This is a genomic window from Chitinophaga sp. RCC_12 (genome assembly GCF_041360695.1).
In the GTDB taxonomy this organism is placed as follows: Bacteria; Bacteroidota; Bacteroidia; order Chitinophagales; family Chitinophagaceae; genus Chitinophaga.
This window is the reverse complement of the sequence record NZ_JBFUPS010000008.1, coordinates 217050-234859: the sequence shown is the minus strand read 5'-3', so window position 1 is coordinate 234859 and position 17810 is coordinate 217050. Positions and strand designations below refer to the sequence as shown.

At 48.5% G+C, this 17810-nt stretch carries 12 protein-coding genes; 1 reads left to right on the top strand and 11 read right to left on the bottom strand.

The genetic code is table 11. The features are described 5' to 3' along the window. Window positions 1-4: 4 nt before the first annotated feature. The 11 genes from AB6805_RS22735 to AB6805_RS22685 all read right to left on the bottom strand — a co-directional run bounded on the left by AB6805_RS22735 (window position 5) and on the right by AB6805_RS22685 (window position 15134). Complete coding sequence (locus tag AB6805_RS22735) at window positions 5-1129, bottom strand: acyltransferase family protein (protein WP_370911746.1); 1125 nt, start codon at window positions 1127-1129, stop codon at window positions 5-7. 6 nt (window positions 1130-1135) lie between these two features. Continuing rightward, the gene (locus AB6805_RS22730; RefSeq protein WP_370911745.1) at window positions 1136-1942 is read right to left on the bottom strand and encodes a glycoside hydrolase family 16 protein; all 807 of its coding nucleotides are present in this window, start codon (window positions 1940-1942) and stop codon (window positions 1136-1138) included. Between the two features lie 29 nt (window positions 1943-1971). Next, on the bottom strand, window positions 1972-2613 hold the full coding sequence (locus AB6805_RS22725; protein WP_370911744.1) for a carbohydrate-binding family 9-like protein: 642 nt from the start codon (window positions 2611-2613) through the stop codon (window positions 1972-1974). A 2-nt stretch (window positions 2614-2615) separates the two neighbouring features. After that, complete coding sequence (locus AB6805_RS22720) at window positions 2616-3386, bottom strand: glucosamine-6-phosphate deaminase (protein ID WP_370911743.1); 771 nt, start codon at window positions 3384-3386, stop codon at window positions 2616-2618. A gap of 6 nt (window positions 3387-3392) precedes the next feature. Beyond that, on the bottom strand, window positions 3393-4607 hold the full coding sequence (gene nagA / locus AB6805_RS22715) for an N-acetylglucosamine-6-phosphate deacetylase (RefSeq protein ID WP_370911742.1): 1215 nt from the start codon (window positions 4605-4607) through the stop codon (window positions 3393-3395). Beyond that, on the bottom strand, window positions 4604-5926 hold the full coding sequence (locus AB6805_RS22710; RefSeq protein WP_370911741.1) for a sugar MFS transporter: 1323 nt from the start codon (window positions 5924-5926) through the stop codon (window positions 4604-4606). The genes nagA and AB6805_RS22710 overlap by 4 nt, the downstream gene beginning before the upstream one ends. A 5-nt stretch (window positions 5927-5931) precedes the next feature. Further along, the gene (locus tag AB6805_RS22705) at window positions 5932-7461 is read right to left on the bottom strand and encodes a beta-N-acetylhexosaminidase (protein WP_370911740.1); all 1530 of its coding nucleotides are present in this window, start codon (window positions 7459-7461) and stop codon (window positions 5932-5934) included. A gap of 31 nt (window positions 7462-7492) precedes the next feature. Further along, window positions 7493-8833, bottom strand: a complete 1341-nt coding sequence (locus AB6805_RS22700) for a glycosyl hydrolase family 18 protein (RefSeq protein WP_370911739.1) — start codon at window positions 8831-8833, stop codon at window positions 7493-7495. 32 nt (window positions 8834-8865) lie between these two features. After that, complete coding sequence (locus AB6805_RS22695) at window positions 8866-10440, bottom strand: SusD/RagB family nutrient-binding outer membrane lipoprotein (protein ID WP_370911738.1); 1575 nt, start codon at window positions 10438-10440, stop codon at window positions 8866-8868. 44 nt (window positions 10441-10484) lie between these two features. Next, window positions 10485-13703, bottom strand: a complete 3219-nt coding sequence (locus AB6805_RS22690) for a SusC/RagA family TonB-linked outer membrane protein (protein ID WP_370911737.1) — start codon at window positions 13701-13703, stop codon at window positions 10485-10487. Between the two features lie 366 nt (window positions 13704-14069). Further along, window positions 14070-15134 (bottom strand): substrate-binding domain-containing protein, encoded by a 1065-nt coding sequence (locus AB6805_RS22685; protein ID WP_370911736.1) that lies wholly within the window; start codon window positions 15132-15134, stop codon window positions 14070-14072. Window positions 15135-15593: 459 nt separating this feature from the next. Here AB6805_RS22685 and AB6805_RS22680 point away from each other — a divergent pair, with 459 nt between their 5' ends. After that, window positions 15594-17426 (top strand): glycosyl hydrolase family 18 protein, encoded by a 1833-nt coding sequence (locus tag AB6805_RS22680; protein WP_370911735.1) that lies wholly within the window; start codon window positions 15594-15596, stop codon window positions 17424-17426. Window positions 17427-17810 lie beyond the last annotated feature (384 nt).

The following is a 17810-nucleotide window of genomic DNA, read 5'->3' as shown; positions in this document are numbered from 1 at the left end:
ATCCTTACACCTTAACATATATCTTCCGCCGGTCCATCACATATCCAACAAGCCACATCAGCAACATATAAAAAACAGCAAACAACAGGGAAGCATTTTTGTCAGATAGCCAACTGGTAAAAGCATCCCTGTAAATAATACCTCTCACGGATCCCCCGTTTATGCGTATCATTCCCAGCAATACAATCACCACCCAGGCAACGATGTAAATAAACAAGGGATTTTTACCAAACACCTCGAAGAAATAAGTCCATTTCCGGAACGACCATACATCAATGATGATGATCAATGCGGCAAGGATCAGCAAATCAAAGCCAGTGGCATACACAACATAGGAGCTGGTCCACAGCGGCTTGTTAATGGGCAACCACCTGTCCCATAACGCGCCGGCTGCCACCAGCAATATCCCGGCCACCAACAACTTCACGATGCCGCTCATGCGCTTCCCGTTCTCCTGGATAAAACTACCGGTAAGAAAACCTGCCACCACATTAATAACAGCGGGAAATGTACTCAATAGCCCCAGCGGATCAAATGGAAATCCATAATGCCGGTACATGTTCCGGGGAGATAAATAAAGCGCGTCCAATCTGCCAACCGCATTTCCTTCAAGGCTATAAGGTCCTGGTTGCGTCCCAAAATAATACAACACATACCAATACAACAATAATATCAATACGCTCATGATAACAAGCATCCGTTGGCTGCTGTAACGGATCATAAAAGCTGCGATACAGTAACAAACCGCGATACGTTGTAAAACGCCCCAGATCCGGGTATCAGCCAGGTCCTTCCACCGGTAATGCCCCGCTTCCACCCGCACAAAAGGAAAAACGCCGAGTAATATCCCAATCACAAAAATGATCGCGGTGCGTTTGAACACCTTCCCCATAAATGCAGTATGAAAAAGACTTTTCATCTTCCTCATACTGAAACTAAGGGCGTTTCCCACCACAAACAGGAAGGAGGGAAACACCAGGTCGGTAACCGTAAACCCATGCCAGTCGGAGTGTTTAAAAGGCGCATAAATCGCATTCCAGCTGCCAGGCGTATTCACCACTATCATGAAAGCAACGGTCATGCCTCTCAGCACATCCAACGCAGGGTATCTTTCCGGTACAGGTTTCATACGCCACTAAGATAAAGGGGTAAATTTGAATTCGTGTATGATGATTTCCACTGCATGGCCGTTAGAAGGCGGCACCGCTTTAAAAAGCCAGAGGTTCATGTGTACCGGCATTTGCAGCGTGCTGATAGAAGTGGGTGCAGTCCACGTTTTTGTTTCAAACTGGTTCACGTTTCCATTCTGAAAGCCGTGCAAACTCTGAAAATGAATGGAGGTGGCATCCCGCCGGAAACGGTGCGTGGTATAGGTTCCGTTCATCACAAAATCCTTTGCATAGGTTACATTGCTGATACCCGTATCGCCGGTAGCCGGCCAAACGGTATAGTTTAATATCGGCGCATTGGGATATCCCCATCGTGAAAACTCGATATCCATTTCATCAAAACGGCTGTTGCCGGAATAGTTGAAAAGGCCCAATACAATATTTTTATCCAGGGCATTTACGGCTCCTTCAATCTTCCATTGGTAAGTGCCATAGCCAAACAGCTGTGTGCTTCTTACCTCTGCACACTCCCACCGGCCGGTATCGTTGTGTTTTTTGAGCACCAGGTGTAACCGTCCGTTGCTGTCTACCCACACATTGTCACCACTCCAGTAGTTATTATGTGGTCCCTGCTGACCAGCCGGTTCCTTTACGATCCAGGTGTAACCGGAAAACTGGATAGTGGTTTGGTTCAGCGCATTCACGGCCACCGTATTGGATTTGCTGTTCTGAACACTTGTTTTTGTTTGAACCGGCCCATCCAGCTTGGAGGAGGTACAATTTGCAAAACAAACAGGGATGGCTGCCAGCAGCCATGCAAAAGTGCTTTTCATATTTTGTACTTTTTATAGGTTAATGAATATCAGAGAAAACAGATGTCCGCGAAATCTTCCCGCCGGTGGAAATCCGGCATAGCGGCTTTTACGTCATTCCAGGTTAAAAAATGCGGCGCCGGCATTTCATCCCCGCATTTGTAAAAATTGCCTTTCACCTTCATGGCAGTTAGGGTGGTGATATTGTGATAGCTGAATACCACCGCTGGTATAATCACCGTCAGTTCCCAAACAAATGATCTCCTCCCATGCTCCACTGCCGATGTGATATGGGTAGCCGTGGTGATCAGGTCTGTAGCCGTAACGGGCAGCGGCGCCCTGTTTTCACGGCTGGATCCAAATCCTGCCTTACACCAGCCTATGCAGTTAAACTCCAGGTTATAATAGTTCCCGCCATCGTCGCAGGCAACGAAAAATTCCACGCAGCTGTCTTTGTGAATATCCCCGTTAGTGGAAGCCGCCGCCAGCAAATGACTCTCCTTTACATAATACTTAAGCAAAATAGCCTCTTCGCTATGCGCAATGGAAAACGCTGCGGTTACGCCGTGCGCATACTGCGGCCAGGGGTTACAGCTGATCGGGATCACCTGCAGCCTGTCCAGCAACCGGCTCACTTCAGCCGGTGCGGGCCTGCCATACAACGGAATAAAGGGTACCTCCAGTTTCCGCATCCTTATACCTTTTGATGGCTTAGCTGCGCACCGCTGTCAGCATCCAGGAAAAGCACCGCGCCTGGATGGGTGCGCAGGATGGTAGCGGGATATTGCTGCTGTATGTCCCGGTGAACAGTATCGTATACCGCCGCTGCTTTCCGCGAACCGGGCACCACGCAAAAAATATAGGGCGCCGCCAGCAACGTGGGAATAGTCAAGGTAACGGCATGCGTGGGTACTTCTTCCAATGTGGCGAAACAACCATCATTCACCTGTTGCTGCCTGCACACTTCATCCAGCGCTACTGTTTTCACTTGCAGCGGATCTTCAAAATCGGCCACCGGCGGATCATTGAAGGCAAGGTGACCATTCTCCCCTATGCCCATGCATACGATATCTGCTGCATGTGTTTGCAGCAGGCCGGCATATTGCTCACAGGCAACTGCTGTTCCGCTGCCGTCGATATAATGAACGGAATGAAAAGGCAACGCATCAAAGATCCGGTGCTTCAGGAAGTTGCCAAATCCCTGCGGCGCATCTGCCGGCAGGCCAATATATTCATCCATGTGAAAAGCATTTATGCGGTTCCATTCAATGCCCTTCTCCTGCTGCAGCGCTTCCAGGAACTCGTTCTGGGAAGGGGCTGCCGCAAAAATGATATTCACTTCTTTTTTGTTTTCCAATAAGTGACGGAGGGTACTAGCCGCCATTTCAGCAGCCGCCCTGCCCATTTCCTGCCGGTTGGGGTAAATCCTCGCGGTTAATTTTCCTGCTTTAAATTCCTTTATCATGTTTTTTTATTTAGATAAGATACCCGGAGAAATTTCTTTCGACGTGTACACTATTTTTCCGTTCACGATAGTGGCGTGAATATTTATCTTGTCGTCGAAGATGACAACATCCGCGTCCTTCCCTTTTACCAGGGTGCCTTTCCGGTTCTGTATGCGAAGAATAGATGCAGGCGTTTCACTCATCATCCTTACGGCATCCCGCAGGGGAATGGCGGCCAGTTCCACCATGTTCCGCACTAACCGGTCGGCGGTAGCCACGCTTCCGGCAAAAGCGCTGCGGTCGGGCAGCTTGGCCACGCCATCTTCCACCAGCACGTTCAACCCATCTTTAAGGCTGCCCAACACCGAGGGGCCTTCCGGCATAGCCGCTGCGCGCATGGCATCGGTGATCAATGCTGTATGTTCGGGTCCTTTAATTTTATACACCAGTTTCAGCAACGGTGCTGGCAAATGAACACCATCAGCAATAATCTCTACGGTCATACCATCAATCAAATAAGCGCTTTCTATCACCCCCGCATAGCGGTAGGCGTTGCGCCGGGAAACGCCGGACATACAGGAGTAAAAATGCGTGGCATGTGTAAAGCCTGCTTCATAGCCTTTTACCACTTCTTCATAAATGGCATCCGTATGCGCCAGTGCCGCCAGGATATTCCTGCTGGTTAAGTATCTTCCAAATTCCGGCGCCCCAGGCAGCTCAGGAGCGGCGCTCCATCTTTTGATGGCCGGGGAACGGGAAAGTATTTCCATGTATTCAGCCGGGTCCGGGTTACGGATATAGCGCGGGTCCTGCGCTCCTCTCTGCTGCATGGAAAAATAAGGTCCTTCGATATGCAGGCCAATGAATGCCGCGCCTTTATCATTTCCCTTATCCGCCTGTTCGTAAATAGCCAGCGTATCCAGCAAATCCTGCTTACCACAACTCAGCGTAGTGGGCATCATGGCGGTGGTGCCAAAGCGCGCATGCGTAATGGCAATCTGATGGAAGGCTTCGATGGTATTATCCATAAAGTCGTGGCCGCCGCCGCCATGCACATGCATGTCTATAAAACCAGGCGCAATATATTGCCCGCGGGCATCTATCTCTATGGCGCCGGGCACGTCTATCTGCTGATCGCTTACCTCAGCGATAACACCATCAGCGATAATCACGCAACCACCGGGAATAGTGCGTTGCGGTGTAAGCACCGTTCCGTTATATATCTTCAGATAGTTTTTCATTTATTAATAGTTTTCCGGTTCCAGCTTCTCAAGCCAAATGCATAAAATGCGTAAAAGATCAGGTAGCCATAGCAGGGCAACAACACCAGGTAAGCCAACCGCAAACCATACCTATCGGCCCAGTATCCATACAGCAGCGGCAAAATGGCATTGCCGCATAACCCCATTACCAGTAAGGAGGCGCCCGTTTTTATAAAACTTCCCAGGCTGTCGAGTGCCAGCGGCCATATTCCCGCCCATATCATGGAATTGGCAAATCCCAGCAGCACAATGCACCATACAGAAATATCCGTGTGGTGTCCCAGCAGCGTTACGTTTCCTTGTATAAAAGGAATCATACAGCTAAACAACAGTCCCAATACGGTGCAGATACGCAGCGCCACCAGCTGCGAAAGAAACCGCGGTATCAATAATATACCCAGTATATAACCGGTGATGGTAGCGGCTAAAGTATACGACGGAAATACCTTTGCTTCCAGGAATGGCATCCCCATACCGGAGGCGTAATTAATAATACTGTCCACCGCAATCACCTGGGAGCCTACATGAAAAAAAATGGCCACTGCTCCCAAAACCAGGTGCGGAAACTCTAATACACTTTTCCGGCCTGCATGTAAAGCAGTGGTATCGCCATGCCCGGTATCGGTATCAATTTCCGGTAAAGGAGAAAATCTTATCAATAATCCCAACAAAAATAAAACAACAGATACCACTGCATAAGGAACAATCACCCGTTGTATCAGCTGGTCCAGTATCAATTCTTTTTCCGGTCCCTGCATCGCGGGAAGTGCCTTAAAAAGCGTTTGATCACCGGGCCGGATGATAGCGACCGCAAATAAAAGCGGCGCCAGTATACCAGCAGCTTTGTTGCATATGCCCATGATGCTGAACCGCTGCGCGGCGCGCTCTTTATCGCCCAGTATAGTAATGTACGGGTTGGCGGCAGTTTGCAAAACGGCCAGCCCGAGACCGATCGTGAAAAGGCCCGCCAGGAAAACAGGGTAAGCCCTTGTAAAACCCGCAGGTACAAAAAGCAATGTACCCGAAGCCATGATCCAGAAGCCAATCATCATCCCCTTGCGGAAGCCGGTTTTCTTCAGCAGGTAACCGGCCGGCAACGACATCACCAGGTAGGCAATATAAAAAGCAAAAGCCACCAGGTAGGATTGAAAATTATTCAGCTCACAGCCTATCTTAAAATAAGGGATCAGGATAGCATTGATCCAGGTGACCATCCCAAAAATAAAAAACATCAACCCGATGATCACAATAGATATCGTGTCTTCCCTCCGTTTGTACAATACGCCCTGTATATTCATATGTGTCATTTGTTGGCCTCCAGCTTATTTCTTAACTGATTCCATCTTTCATTACGCAACGTGTTCTCTGTTTCAATTTCCGCCGGAAACATTATTTCCTCATTCATCAGCGAAAAGCGTTTGTTCAGCTCCTCCGGCTTCAGCGCATTTAGTTGTTGCAGCAAGCCGGCCGCCTGATCCCGGGTATAATTCACCTCATTCATCTTTGCTTCTATCATTAAGCAAGACAGGTAATAAATCCTGATATCACTCATTAACAGGAAATGACCGAAGCTGGCCTTGTTAGCAGACGGTTGAAGGGAATATAAAACCCTGGCTGTTTCCCGGGCGCTGTCCAGCAAGGCGGCGAGCGAAACACCCGGCTTTACCACCGCACCCTGCGATACTTCGTAAGGCGCTTTCTTCAGGGCGTTCCAGCAGGCAAGGGCCTGCGTTTCATTAAAGCCATAGGTATCTTTGCAATACCGGGTAATGAATTTCGTTACTTCCAGCGGGTGGGTGGTACGCAAACTTTCAAAATACGCAGCTATCAGCATATCAAACCCCGCAATGGGATATACCCGGCGGATCGCATAGAGATCTGTAATATCGCTGGCCGATTCAAACACCGGGGAATACAGTCCGGAGGTGGACCAGGAAGTCATGACCATACCACGGTAACCTAACTTCCGCGCCTGCGGAATAAAGTCGCGGAGATTGTTAAAATGCTTCTCCCAGTCGGTCAGGAAATAATTATCCGGCCCACTCCGGATAGCCGGGGAACCCCATATTTCAAACCCGCTGTGCATAAGCTTTTCATGATCGCCAAAACGATTGAGTGCCCAGCCATAGTTCCAGTCAATAAAAACAGTTTGCTTTGGCAATCCTTCTAATGCATCCGGGTATTTCAACGCAATATCCGCCCATACGACCGGTATTTTGCCCAGGCTCACCACTACCTCGCACAGCATTTTTATGTAATCGCCATACAAACGCCCTTTGCCCACTTTCGCCACTTTTTGTTTGGATGCTTCTGAATGACCAAGCAGGTAAGTTTCATCCCCACCAATATGAATATACCGGGAGGTATGTGTGGAGATAAGATCCTTATACAGCTCGCTAAAGAGGGCCTTGCACGCCGCTTCTTTAGTAGGATTTACCTGGGAGTAATCTTTCTGGTCTTCCCGGAGCTCCCGGTAGCGCCAGTGCCGTAGAATATATTCAACATGCCCAAAGCTTTGCTGGAGGGGTATCACATCTATCCCCAACCCGTTACAATACTTTACAAAATCAACAATCTCCGTTCGCGTATAGGCGTAGCGGTTGGAAATAACGGCGTGTTGCTGGTAAGGATAAGTGGCCTCCCACTCCATCACCAGCGTGTTGATGCCATGCCCGCTCAGTTGCCGCGCAAATGCTTTCAACGCCGGCATTTTCATCACCTGGATGCGCAGGTCGAGATGAAAACCTTTCACACGGAAAGTATCCGCCTGACCACTTACGGAAAGATACATGAACAATATAAACAGGGCTGTTAATACCCGCTTTGCTATCATAGTACTACTGGTTTTTATTAATTACGTGTGCTCATTTCAGTAAGTTGAATACAGCACCTGTTAATGAGTTCGCGCCCTGTACATCATAATCGCCGGTCCAGATATAAGCGCCCAGGAAGCCGTTCTGTTTCAGGTAAGTGGCTTTCTGCGTTACCAATGGCAAGCCATTAAAATACACCCCTTTGGAGATATCCGCGTACTCCTTGTCTGATGCTGAAGGCACTGCTGCCAGAATATCTTTATAAGGAATATAGTTGTACGACGACCAGCCCAGGTTATTCCCGTTTGCATCGAGCTGGTTATACCTCAGCCCGAACGCCGGTATGCCGATTACCAGTTTTGAAGCAGGGTATTTCGCTTTCCACAGCAACGCTCCCGTCACAAAATAATCATATCCTGAAGGCTGGCCCGGAATTTTCCCCGGCCCTACATGCACGCCGTCTTCAAAGGCATGCACATTCAGCCAGGTGGCGGCGGAGAGATCCGGGTAACGGTCGTGGTATTGATTGGTAGGCACCGTTACTGAAATAATAGCGCCTGCCCCCAGTGCTGCCCGCAGCTCATTCAATAACAAACCCGTTGCCGCAATGTTGGCATTAATAATAGCGGAAGAAGCGTTGATGTCGGTCATCATGATATCCACACCATCCATTTTCTTTGCGGCAATATAACCGGCAATGGCCTTCACCAGCGCCGCCCTTTTTGCCGCATCGGTGATCACGGCACCAAAATTATTACTCTGGCTTACGCTCCATCCGTCGCCCGACAATGCGCCGCTTACACTCAGCAGCACCGGTACGCCGTTGAGATGCGCCCTGCCTGTCAGCTCCTCGGCTTTCCGGTAAGGCTCTCCTTTTGAGATATCCATTACGCCGGCAGCCGATATAGTGGCTACTTTATAAGCCAGGTGCGTGATCGTGTTCCAGTCGATATACTTATAGCCGGCCGTATCATTCAGGTAGGCCAGCACAACGCCGGCAGCCGCCTTTTTCTGATAGGTGTCCGGCACTACAAAAACGTCGCGGTACCGGCTGGTGGTCATGCCTTCATAAGACACATCCAGCCTTATACGGAAGGCACCGCCGGTGGTGGCCCTGAAGGCAAAGGTATCGGCAGTGGATACTTCTTTATCATTCACCTTCCAGGAAATAGCCACTCTGCCGCCCGGAGAAAATTGCATGCCGGTGAAGGGCAGTTGCTCTCCCATCATCAATACCCTTACACTATCACGACTTTCCGGGAACAAGGCCGCTTCATTGAATACGCGCGGTGTAAATGGCCGTCCATCGGATTGTTCATCCGCTTCTTCTTTTTTACATCCTGCTATACAAAAGCAGCAAACCGCCAGCAATAAATAAATGGATCGTTTCATCAGTTAATATTTTTATTCCTGTGTTTGGATGTTTATTCTTTGTCCCACCATACCCTCTTCAGCCAGTCATCTTCGTTTATCCGCTCAATAGCAGCCTGTACGTTCACAGTGTTCTGCTCTTTTTCTGATAACGGATACTGAAACCGCCGCGGTATCGTCAGGGAGGTGGATTCATTGTTGGGAGTAGCTACCAGTTCGGGATAGCCAGTCCTGCGCCAGTTGGCAAACAGTTCTGGCCCGTTCAGCATTAAAGCGATCCACAACTGGTTGTTGATCTGCTTCAATTCCGTACCTGGTTGCAGTGGGTTATTCGTTAAGAAATCCGCTATTTCCGCATCGGGGATCACCGGCCCGCCGGGGTAAAGGCTCAGCTGTTTCATGGCTGCCTCTACCCCCTTCTGATAATGCGTAGCCGCATCCGCTCCCAGTGTGAGCCCCAGGCGCACGGACGCATCTGCCAATAACAACTCCACTTCTGCATAGGTCAGATGCAGGAAGGGCGCGTTATTGCGCATAAAACAAGTATTCATCTCACATTTCAAATCACCGTTCACTGCGTTATAATTGGCGCCATTGGCGAGTTTAACTGTAACCGGACCTACCCAGTCGTCATACACATATTTCCCGGGCTTCGATCCCACCAGCCCCAGCACACTGGCTTTTACCTGCGCCGTAATGTCTTCCCTTTCAAAGGGCTTCAGCGGTACGTTCTGCTTGTAACAACGCGGAATGTAATTCACACGCGGGTCGTTGGTATTTTTCAGCTGATCCAGGAAAGTGGTCACCAGCTTCGGCATGGCACTCTGCTGATTGATGGCGGCTGACACAGAATTACCCCGCAGGTCGGAATAATTATTCTGGATATCCATGTGCTTCGTCATGCAGTTATCAGCGTTGCTGATCATCACGCCGCCATCGGCATTAAAGGCTTCCTGCACTTCTTTCTTTGCCTTTTCGGCATCACGCTTCACCAGGCGCAGGGCCAGCCTGATCCGCAGCGAATTGGCAAATTTCTTCCAGGCAACAATATCCCCCTTGTAAAAAATTTCGTTGGATACTTTATCCTTAGCAGGATCCAGTTGTGCAGATGCCGCTTTCAGTTCTTCAAGAAAATTATTGTAAATGTCCTGCTGCAGATCATACACCGGGCGTTTCACCTGGGTGTAAAAAGCGCTGCCCGCCTGGGAATAGGGGATATCTCCATAGAGATCTGTTAACCTGGCGAAAGTATATACTTTCATGATCCGGCAGATCGCATTCAGATTGTTTTTTGATGCTACCCCCTTTGTGCGTTCCACGGCATCTACTATATTCACCACATCATTCTGATAACTGTTTTCCCACATCACCCACATCCGCGTAATGTCTTTGATATACATTCCTCCTACCCTTGCATAATAAGCAGCTCCGAGCTGTTGCATCATCGGCATCAGCACAATGCTGTTGGTACGTTCCTGCGTGGAAAGGTCTCCGGAGAACCACAGTTGTGCAAAGATCAGCTGGTTCTCGGGGTTTATTTTGCTGGACTTGGTGGGATCGGTATTCAGATCGCCGAACTTGCTGCAGGCGGATATCAGCAGCAACAGCGCCAGTAGTATATATCTCATTGAATGATTGCTTTTAGTGTTCATGTCTGTCATGTTTTGATTGATTAGAACTTGACATTCAGGTTAATTCCCCAGCCCCGTCTTGATGGAAGCGATCCATATTCCAGTCCCTGACCGTTACCGTTGTTATAATTTGAATCCGGATCTACGTTGGGAATATCTTTGTAGATGATAAAAGGATTTCTCGCCACTAAACCAACCGAAGCATCTTTGATGCCCAACCTCCTGTTGAAGGTTCCCGGCACGCGGTAAGACAATGTGATTTCCCGCACCTTCACATAAGTGGCCTTGTAAATAAATGGTACCGCAATACCATTACCATCGGAGTAAAAGCCGCCCCAGTAAACAGAGGGATCCACTGCCCGCGTGTTTTTGGTGTACACCGGTTTGCCGCCCGCGTCAGTGCCGGTTTGTACTACTCCTTCAGGCACATATCCTTTTACGTTTCCGGCTGCCTGCCACTCGGCCGGCGTCTTTTTCGCGGCGAGCCTTTCCTGTTCGGACAGGATCCATTCTTCGCGGCCGGGTAAGGTTTTCACGCTGCTGCCTCTTACTACGGAAAACAGGTCGGTCATAGAGAAAATATCAGCGCCGTATTTGACATCGAATGCCGCATTAAGACTAAAATTTCTATAGGTAAACCTGCTCATCACACCACCGGTCCAGTCGAACACGCCCTTACCCAATACTCTTCTGTCGGACGTAGGCATGGGGTTCAGTGAAGATGGGTTAAGGATAATGTTTCCGTCCGGATCGCGCTGGTAGTCGTATCCAAGGATAGCGCCGTATTGCTGACCGGGCATAGCGGCTACCAGCAGGCCAAGCCATCTTGCTTCTGATAAAGCAATAAACGGTACATCATCTGCCAGCGATTCAACTTTATTGACATTCCGGGCAAAATTCACCGTAAGATCCCAGGAGAAATTCTTTTTTGATACCGGGGTGCCAGACAGTAACAATTCTATTCCCTTATTAGTGATCATACCGGCATTGATGATCTGCTTTGGAAACCCGGAAGAGATGGGCGCCGGCACAATATTGATCTGGTCCCTGGAATGGGAAGTATAATAGGTGGCGTCGAAATTAAGCCGGCCGTTAAAGAACTTCAGGTTAGTCCCCGCCTCAAATGAGCGGGTCCTGGTGGGTTTCAGGTTAATGTTTGGTAATATCTTCGTGGCCAGGTTAGCCGGCTGCACCCCGTTGAATGCCAGTGGGTAAAGACTGTAATACACATCCAGCATGTAAGGGTCGGTGTCGTTTCCTACTTCCGCCCAGGAGGCCCTGAGTTTACCGAACGACAATACATCGCTCTTCATTTTAAACGCATCGGTAAAAATGAAACTGGCGGATACAGACGGGTAAGTATATACGTTGTTATTTTCAGGCAGGGTCGACGAAGCATCCGTTCTCACCGTAGCGTCGAGGTACAGGTAATTCTTATAGCCAAAGGTGAACAGCCCATACGCAGATCTGATCTCCCTGCGCAGGTTATTTTCTTCAATGCTTTTATCCTGGTAGCTGTTGATGCTGATCACATCTGTTACCGTCATATTGGAATAGGTAGCGGTAGTACCTTTCCTGATTCGCTGGTTAAAGCTGGCGCCCAGTCGTGCAGAAAAGTTGAGATCGGGTGTGATCTTTTTAGTGATGGTAGCCATGAAATCGGCCTGGGTGGTGGAGTACTTCTGGTCCAGTACATTCATCATACCCGAAAGCGCCAGTGGCGTGGTACGCGGACTGTATTTCCGGTAGTTGAGGAAAGTGATATCGGTGGAAGCACGTGCGAGGAAACTAAGCCAGTTGTTAACCGTATAGGTAGCGTTGAAAGCACCAGTGAGCCTGTCTTTCAGCGTAACGTTCGACATTTCGTAAAGTATCCAGTAAGGATTCAGGCGGTAAGCGCCACCGCCCCATTCCACGTACTCGCCCTGCGCGGATTTATAGGTATCGGAAAATACAGATTGATCGATGTTATTGGCCAGGCCGTTAAAGTTTTGCCCGATGTTGGTGGGTGCATCTCCCAGTCCTGCCCTGTTGTTAACCCTTTCATTCAGATAGGTGGCTCTTACATCCACATCGAGTTTAGTTCCGAATTTCGACCGGCCGCTGAACGTAAAATTATTGCGGCGGATATCACTGTTCGGCAGGATATCTTTATACCGCAGGTCTGAAACGGAAAAGCGGAAATTGGACCTGTCGGTGGCATTGGTGAGCGATAACGTATTATTCAAGGAAGATCCTGTTCTGAAGAAGCTGCGGAAATTATCTTTTGCAAGGGCATAGGGCCTGGTTACGCCGTCGAATCCGATGGAGTGGAGACTGGGATCCAACCGGGGACCAAAATTGGTGAACATGGTGCTTTGCGCCTGCGATTGATCCAGTGGCAGTTGCCCGGAGCGGCCCTGTCCATACAGGTACTGGTTGCCATCCACTTTTGTAAGCTGGTTTTCAATAGTGGCAGTACTGCTCAGTTCCACGCCCAGTTCTTTCGACTTCGCGCCTCTTTTGGTAGTGATGAGTATCACCCCGTTGGCAGCGCTGCTGCCGTATAATGCAGCGGCGGAGGGGCCTTTCAATACACTGATCTTATCGATATCATCCGGATTAATAGCGGAGATGGCATCGCCCATGTCCACGCCTTCTGCGAACTTGGTATCGCCTACCTGGCCGTAATTGGAGTTATCCATCGGGATACCGTCGATAACATACAGTGGCTGGTTGTTGCCGGTGATACTGGTGTTTCCGCGGATGATAACCCTGGAAGAACCGGAGGGACCTCCCGCGGTGCTGTTGATGATCAGGCCTGGCACCTTCCCTGCGAGAGAGTTGATCACATTGGTTTCTTTTGCTTTATTGATATCCTCTCCCTTTACTTCGGAAAATGCGTAGCCCAGTTCCCGTTCTTCCCGGCGGATGCCGAGTGCGGTGACCACCACATCTTTCAATGTTTCTGAACGCGACAGCAGCTTCACATTCATGAGGCGTTGTGTCCGGGTGAGGAAGCCGGCACGTTCGTAGCCAATCATCTGGATGATGATGCTGTCGCCGCCGGCAGCTTTAATGGAATAGGCCCCGTCTCCCGCTGAGATGGCGGTTTCTTTACTGTTTTTGTTGAAGATACTGGCGCCGGGAATCACAGCGCCCTTTTCATCGGTGATGATGCCCTTTATAACAGCGGGCGCCTGCGCAGCGGCATAGTGCCGGGAAGCCGCCAACATCGTTATACATAAGTACAGATGTTTAAACTTGACAATTGCATTCATGGTGGTAGTGATTTTGGTTCTGGCCTAATTCGATAGGTACACAGCAGTGATCAATAAATACCCGCCCGGCTTCACTTTATCCGGAATAAAGCGTAGCGCATTTTGGTTGACTGAATACTCCCTGGCAACAACGATGAAATGATACAGGCTGTTAAAAAACGATGGCTGAAAATAAGACCGTTAACGTACACGAAAAAAAGGTAAAAAAGAGGAATCGCCCCAAAAGCACAATTCCATGTACGTTAACGAAGCGATAAAGGAATTACAAAATCCGTCATTTCGTTAACGTACACGAATATAGAAATAAAATTCAGAAAATGCTATCTATCGTAAAATATTTTTTTTCGGAAGAAGTAAAAAACAGGGTCAGTTCCTGTAATTGAGATAGTTTTCCCTGGTAATAATATCAATGGGCATATACTGCTGCCGTTCAATTACAGCGGCATGTGTAAGATGATCATACAAGGCCATGATGCCCTTATGCCCCTGCTCCTGTGGTTTCTGGCAAATCAGGAAATCGATCACCGACTTTTTGAGATAGTCGATATTTTCTGCGAGGAAATCATAGCCTATCAGTTTGATGTGCGCCAGACCGGCTTCCTCCAGGTAGCGGCCAACGGTAGCCACCCGCGAATTGGTAACAAAAATTATATCCACCGGCGTTTTGGACAGCGCCTTGTGCAACTTGCTTTTTACGGACTTGTAATCGGTTTGCCGGATATCGGTTTTCCTGATCTGGATATCCGCAGGATGCGCCTTATAATAGGCACGGAAACCTTCTTCCTTTCTCAACAGGTGATGATGCAGGTCCATTTCCCTGGAGATATTCACAATCAGCACCTGCTGCCCTTCCCTCACCAGGTAGCTGATGAGATGCGCCGCCAGGTAACCGCTCTGGTAAAGGTCCGGCCCAATGTAACTAAGACTTCCGGCTGTTTCAATATCTGAATTAATAAATACAAAAGGGATCTTCTTGGCCCGGCATTTTTTTGTGAAGCTCAGCGATTCTTCTTCAAACATAGGCGCCAGCAGAATGCCCTGGTATTCTTTCTTTAAAATTTCATTGGCCCTGGCAGTAAACGTAGTTTTATCGTTCTGATCAAAGAAGTATATTTCCACAGTCACCCCGAAGTCCCTGATCGCGGCAGCCGCCTGCCTGATTCCATTCAGCGGCGCATTCCAGTATCCTGTTTCACCGGAAGCCGCCGGGATCAGTACCGCCAGGTGAAGAAGCCTCTTGGATGCCAGCCGCCTTGCCATAATGTTGGGCTGGTAATCCAGGTCCTTAATAATCTCCAGTACCTTTTCCCTCGTTTTCTCCGCCACACCGGTACGGTTATTCAATACCCTGTCAACCGTGCCTATGGAAACATTCGCCCGCCTGGCAATTTCCTTCACGCCCACCAATGCTGCTTCTTTTGTATCTTTCATTAACTGGTTTATTGAACATTCAATTATTCGGCTTACAGTTGCGAAGTTATGCCTGTTGCAGCAAAACCTGCTATACCAGCCGGTAATACATCAAAAATACTAATTTAATCCTGTTTTCATCTATTCATATATAAGCGTTGCCCGCCACAACAATATCCTGATATTTTTTATCGCAAAACTTGGATATGAAGAAATAAACACTATTTTTGTGTACGTACACGAAACATAGGTAAAAAACCGTTCGCCCAAAAAAATACATCTCCCATCATTACTGAAGCATGTTTTAAAAAACAGCTTCCCTGCTGCATTATTGTATCACTTCTTTAGTGGCATAACAATGATGGCATGCTAATGTAAAACATCAACCAGATCACACTTTCCCGGCATTGCTGCACCGGGACAGGAACAGCTATTCAAATATTTCCGCTTATTATTTACCGTTCATTTAAACCAAAAAAAATGAAACAAAAATTAGTCGTATCCACCCTTCTTGTATTGCTTATTTCCGGCTGCACAAAAATCCGGTATATGCTTAATGCCGGCAAACCGGCGCATATATCCACATTGCAACTGGATGAAACCGGGTTTAAGATAGTCGCCTATCTGCCTAAATATACTTCCACACTCGCAGACCATATCAATGCCTTCGACTTCTCCAAAGTTACCCACCTGAATATCGCTTTCTTTAACCCCGATGTAAATGGTAACTTCCCCGCATCACAAGGCACCGGGCTGGATACCATCGTGTCAAAAGCGCATCTCAATAACGTTAAAGTACTGTTGTCGCTCGGTGGCGGCTCCAATCAGAGTCAGTATGCCAACCTGCTCACCTCCACCAACAGGGCGGCTTTCATCACCAAAGTGGTCAACCTCGTATCACAATACCATGTAGACGGGATCGACGTAGACCTCGAAGGAGATAACATCGATGAAAACTACGAAGCATTTATTACCGGCCTGTCCGCTCAACTCAAACCCAACGGAAAATTACTGACCGCAGCTGTCGCCTGGTGGACGCGCGACCGTGTAACAGATTCTTGTCTCGCTGCCTTTGATTTTATCAACGTGATGGCATACGACAAAGCCGGCGACGAACATTCCCCTTACAGCTATGCCAAACAACATGTGGAATACTGGAAAGGACAAAGAGGATTAGCGGCCGCTAAAATAGTAGTGGGTGTGCCTTTTTACGGGCTATACACCCTGTCTGGTAATTTACAATCCATGAAGTACAGCGAGATCACCGCACAATACCCCGGCTCCGAAAACAAAGACACCGTGCGGCGGCCAGACGGCGCCATAGTTAACTACAACGGCATCCCCACCATTCAGAATAAAACGGCGTATGCCCAACAGGAAGCCGGCGGCATCATGTTCTGGCAGGTGCTCCAGGACGCCACCGGATCGCTCTCCCTGCTGAATGCGATTCACGACAAAATAAACAGCAGCACAGGATGGGAACATCCCTACATCACCTGGAAATTTGATCTGAGCGCACCCGCTTCCGCTACCTTCGCTGATTCCACCGCCGCTAAAGCGTCTGTTTCTGTAAAAGGAACACCTGGATTCCTCCCCGCTCCACCGTATGGCTACGGACGGGTATTTCTGCCGGCCACCTGCGGAGGATACTTTCAATTGCAGCCCGGCGCTAGTCCACCCAGTTTAAAAATCGCTGCAAGTTCCACCAACACCCCGGCAAAACTTTCCTGGTATAATATCGATGAGGCGAAACCACTGGCTGCCCTTACTTTTAATCTCAACCTCAATGCTGCATTAACAAACGGCCAGCTGATCATTCCATTTGGCTACAGCACCACCAGCAGCAGTACGTTTAATAATACCAACCAGCTGACTTCCGTTAGCACACCCGGCGTTTTCGCTGCTATCCGCCTCGACTTTTACGGCGGCAACTTCGCCACCCTCTCCTACCGCAATGCTACTTTTGGCTACACTACCATCAACAATACGGTATTCAATAAAACAGGTAATTATAAAATTGAATTATACTGCAATAACAGCAGTGCAGGAGAGAATTATACAAAAGGCGCTTCCACCTATGCATTACCAGCACAAACCTATAACCTGTGGGTAAATGATGCGCTGATACAAGGCGCCTCTTCATTAACAAACTTCCCGGCTACCGGCGAGCTGGCCACTCTCAGCACTATCAATAGCTTTTCTTTTAACGCGTCAGGAAATACCGGCACACCTGGCACTACACCGCCAACAAGCGCTAATTCGCTGCTCGCAACATTGAATAATATTTTTATCAGCTTTGATCTTAAGAACTGATAAAAGAAACGAAAAGAATTTTATTTGTGTGAGGTTGTACCAATAGTACAACCTCATTTTTTTGATATTTCCGCTGATCAGGTGTATCTTTGAAACATGTATAAAACGTTGACATCCAATATTTTTCTCTTTGCTGTTTGTCTAAACACAACGGCAAAACCCTCTGCAACGTTTTGACCCTCAATAGCTTACCGATCAAGTCCACGTCACCTCCACATCAACTCCAGGTTAACTCCATAGCAAAGGCATCTCCCAAGTATCCCCAAAGCATGTTAAAGGCAACTGCAAAGTATGCGCTATCTCTTCCACCGGCCATCTTCAAATACACCCTCACTTAATTATACGACTGCTCTCTTACGCTCTCAAAAAAATAAACCTTCCGCC

Bases quoted from the DNA above. Each gene is read 5' to 3' on its own strand.
- AB6805_RS22680 (WP_370911735.1), top strand. From the start codon at position 15,594: ATGAAACAAAAATTAGTCGTATCCACCCTTCTTGTATTGCTTATTTCC.
- AB6805_RS22730 (WP_370911745.1), bottom strand. From the start codon at position 1,942: ATGAAAAGCACTTTTGCATGGCTGCTGGCAGCCATCCCTGTTTGTTTT.
- AB6805_RS22695 (WP_370911738.1), bottom strand. From the start codon at position 10,440: ATGAGATATATACTACTGGCGCTGTTGCTGCTGATATCCGCCTGCAGC.
- AB6805_RS22700 (WP_370911739.1), bottom strand. From the start codon at position 8,833: ATGAAACGATCCATTTATTTATTGCTGGCGGTTTGCTGCTTTTGTATA.
- AB6805_RS22685 (WP_370911736.1), bottom strand. From the start codon at position 15,134: ATGAAAGATACAAAAGAAGCAGCATTGGTGGGCGTGAAGGAAATTGCC.
- AB6805_RS22710 (WP_370911741.1), bottom strand. From the start codon at position 5,926: ATGAATATACAGGGCGTATTGTACAAACGGAGGGAAGACACGATATCT.
- AB6805_RS22725 (WP_370911744.1), bottom strand. From the start codon at position 2,613: ATGCGGAAACTGGAGGTACCCTTTATTCCGTTGTATGGCAGGCCCGCA.
- AB6805_RS22690 (WP_370911737.1), bottom strand. From the start codon at position 13,703: ATGAATGCAATTGTCAAGTTTAAACATCTGTACTTATGTATAACGATG.
- AB6805_RS22705 (WP_370911740.1), bottom strand. From the start codon at position 7,461: ATGATAGCAAAGCGGGTATTAACAGCCCTGTTTATATTGTTCATGTAT.
- AB6805_RS22720 (WP_370911743.1), bottom strand. From the start codon at position 3,386: ATGATAAAGGAATTTAAAGCAGGAAAATTAACCGCGAGGATTTACCCC.
- AB6805_RS22735 (WP_370911746.1), bottom strand. From the start codon at position 1,129: ATGAAACCTGTACCGGAAAGATACCCTGCGTTGGATGTGCTGAGAGGC.
- nagA (WP_370911742.1), bottom strand. From the start codon at position 4,607: ATGAAAAACTATCTGAAGATATATAACGGAACGGTGCTTACACCGCAA.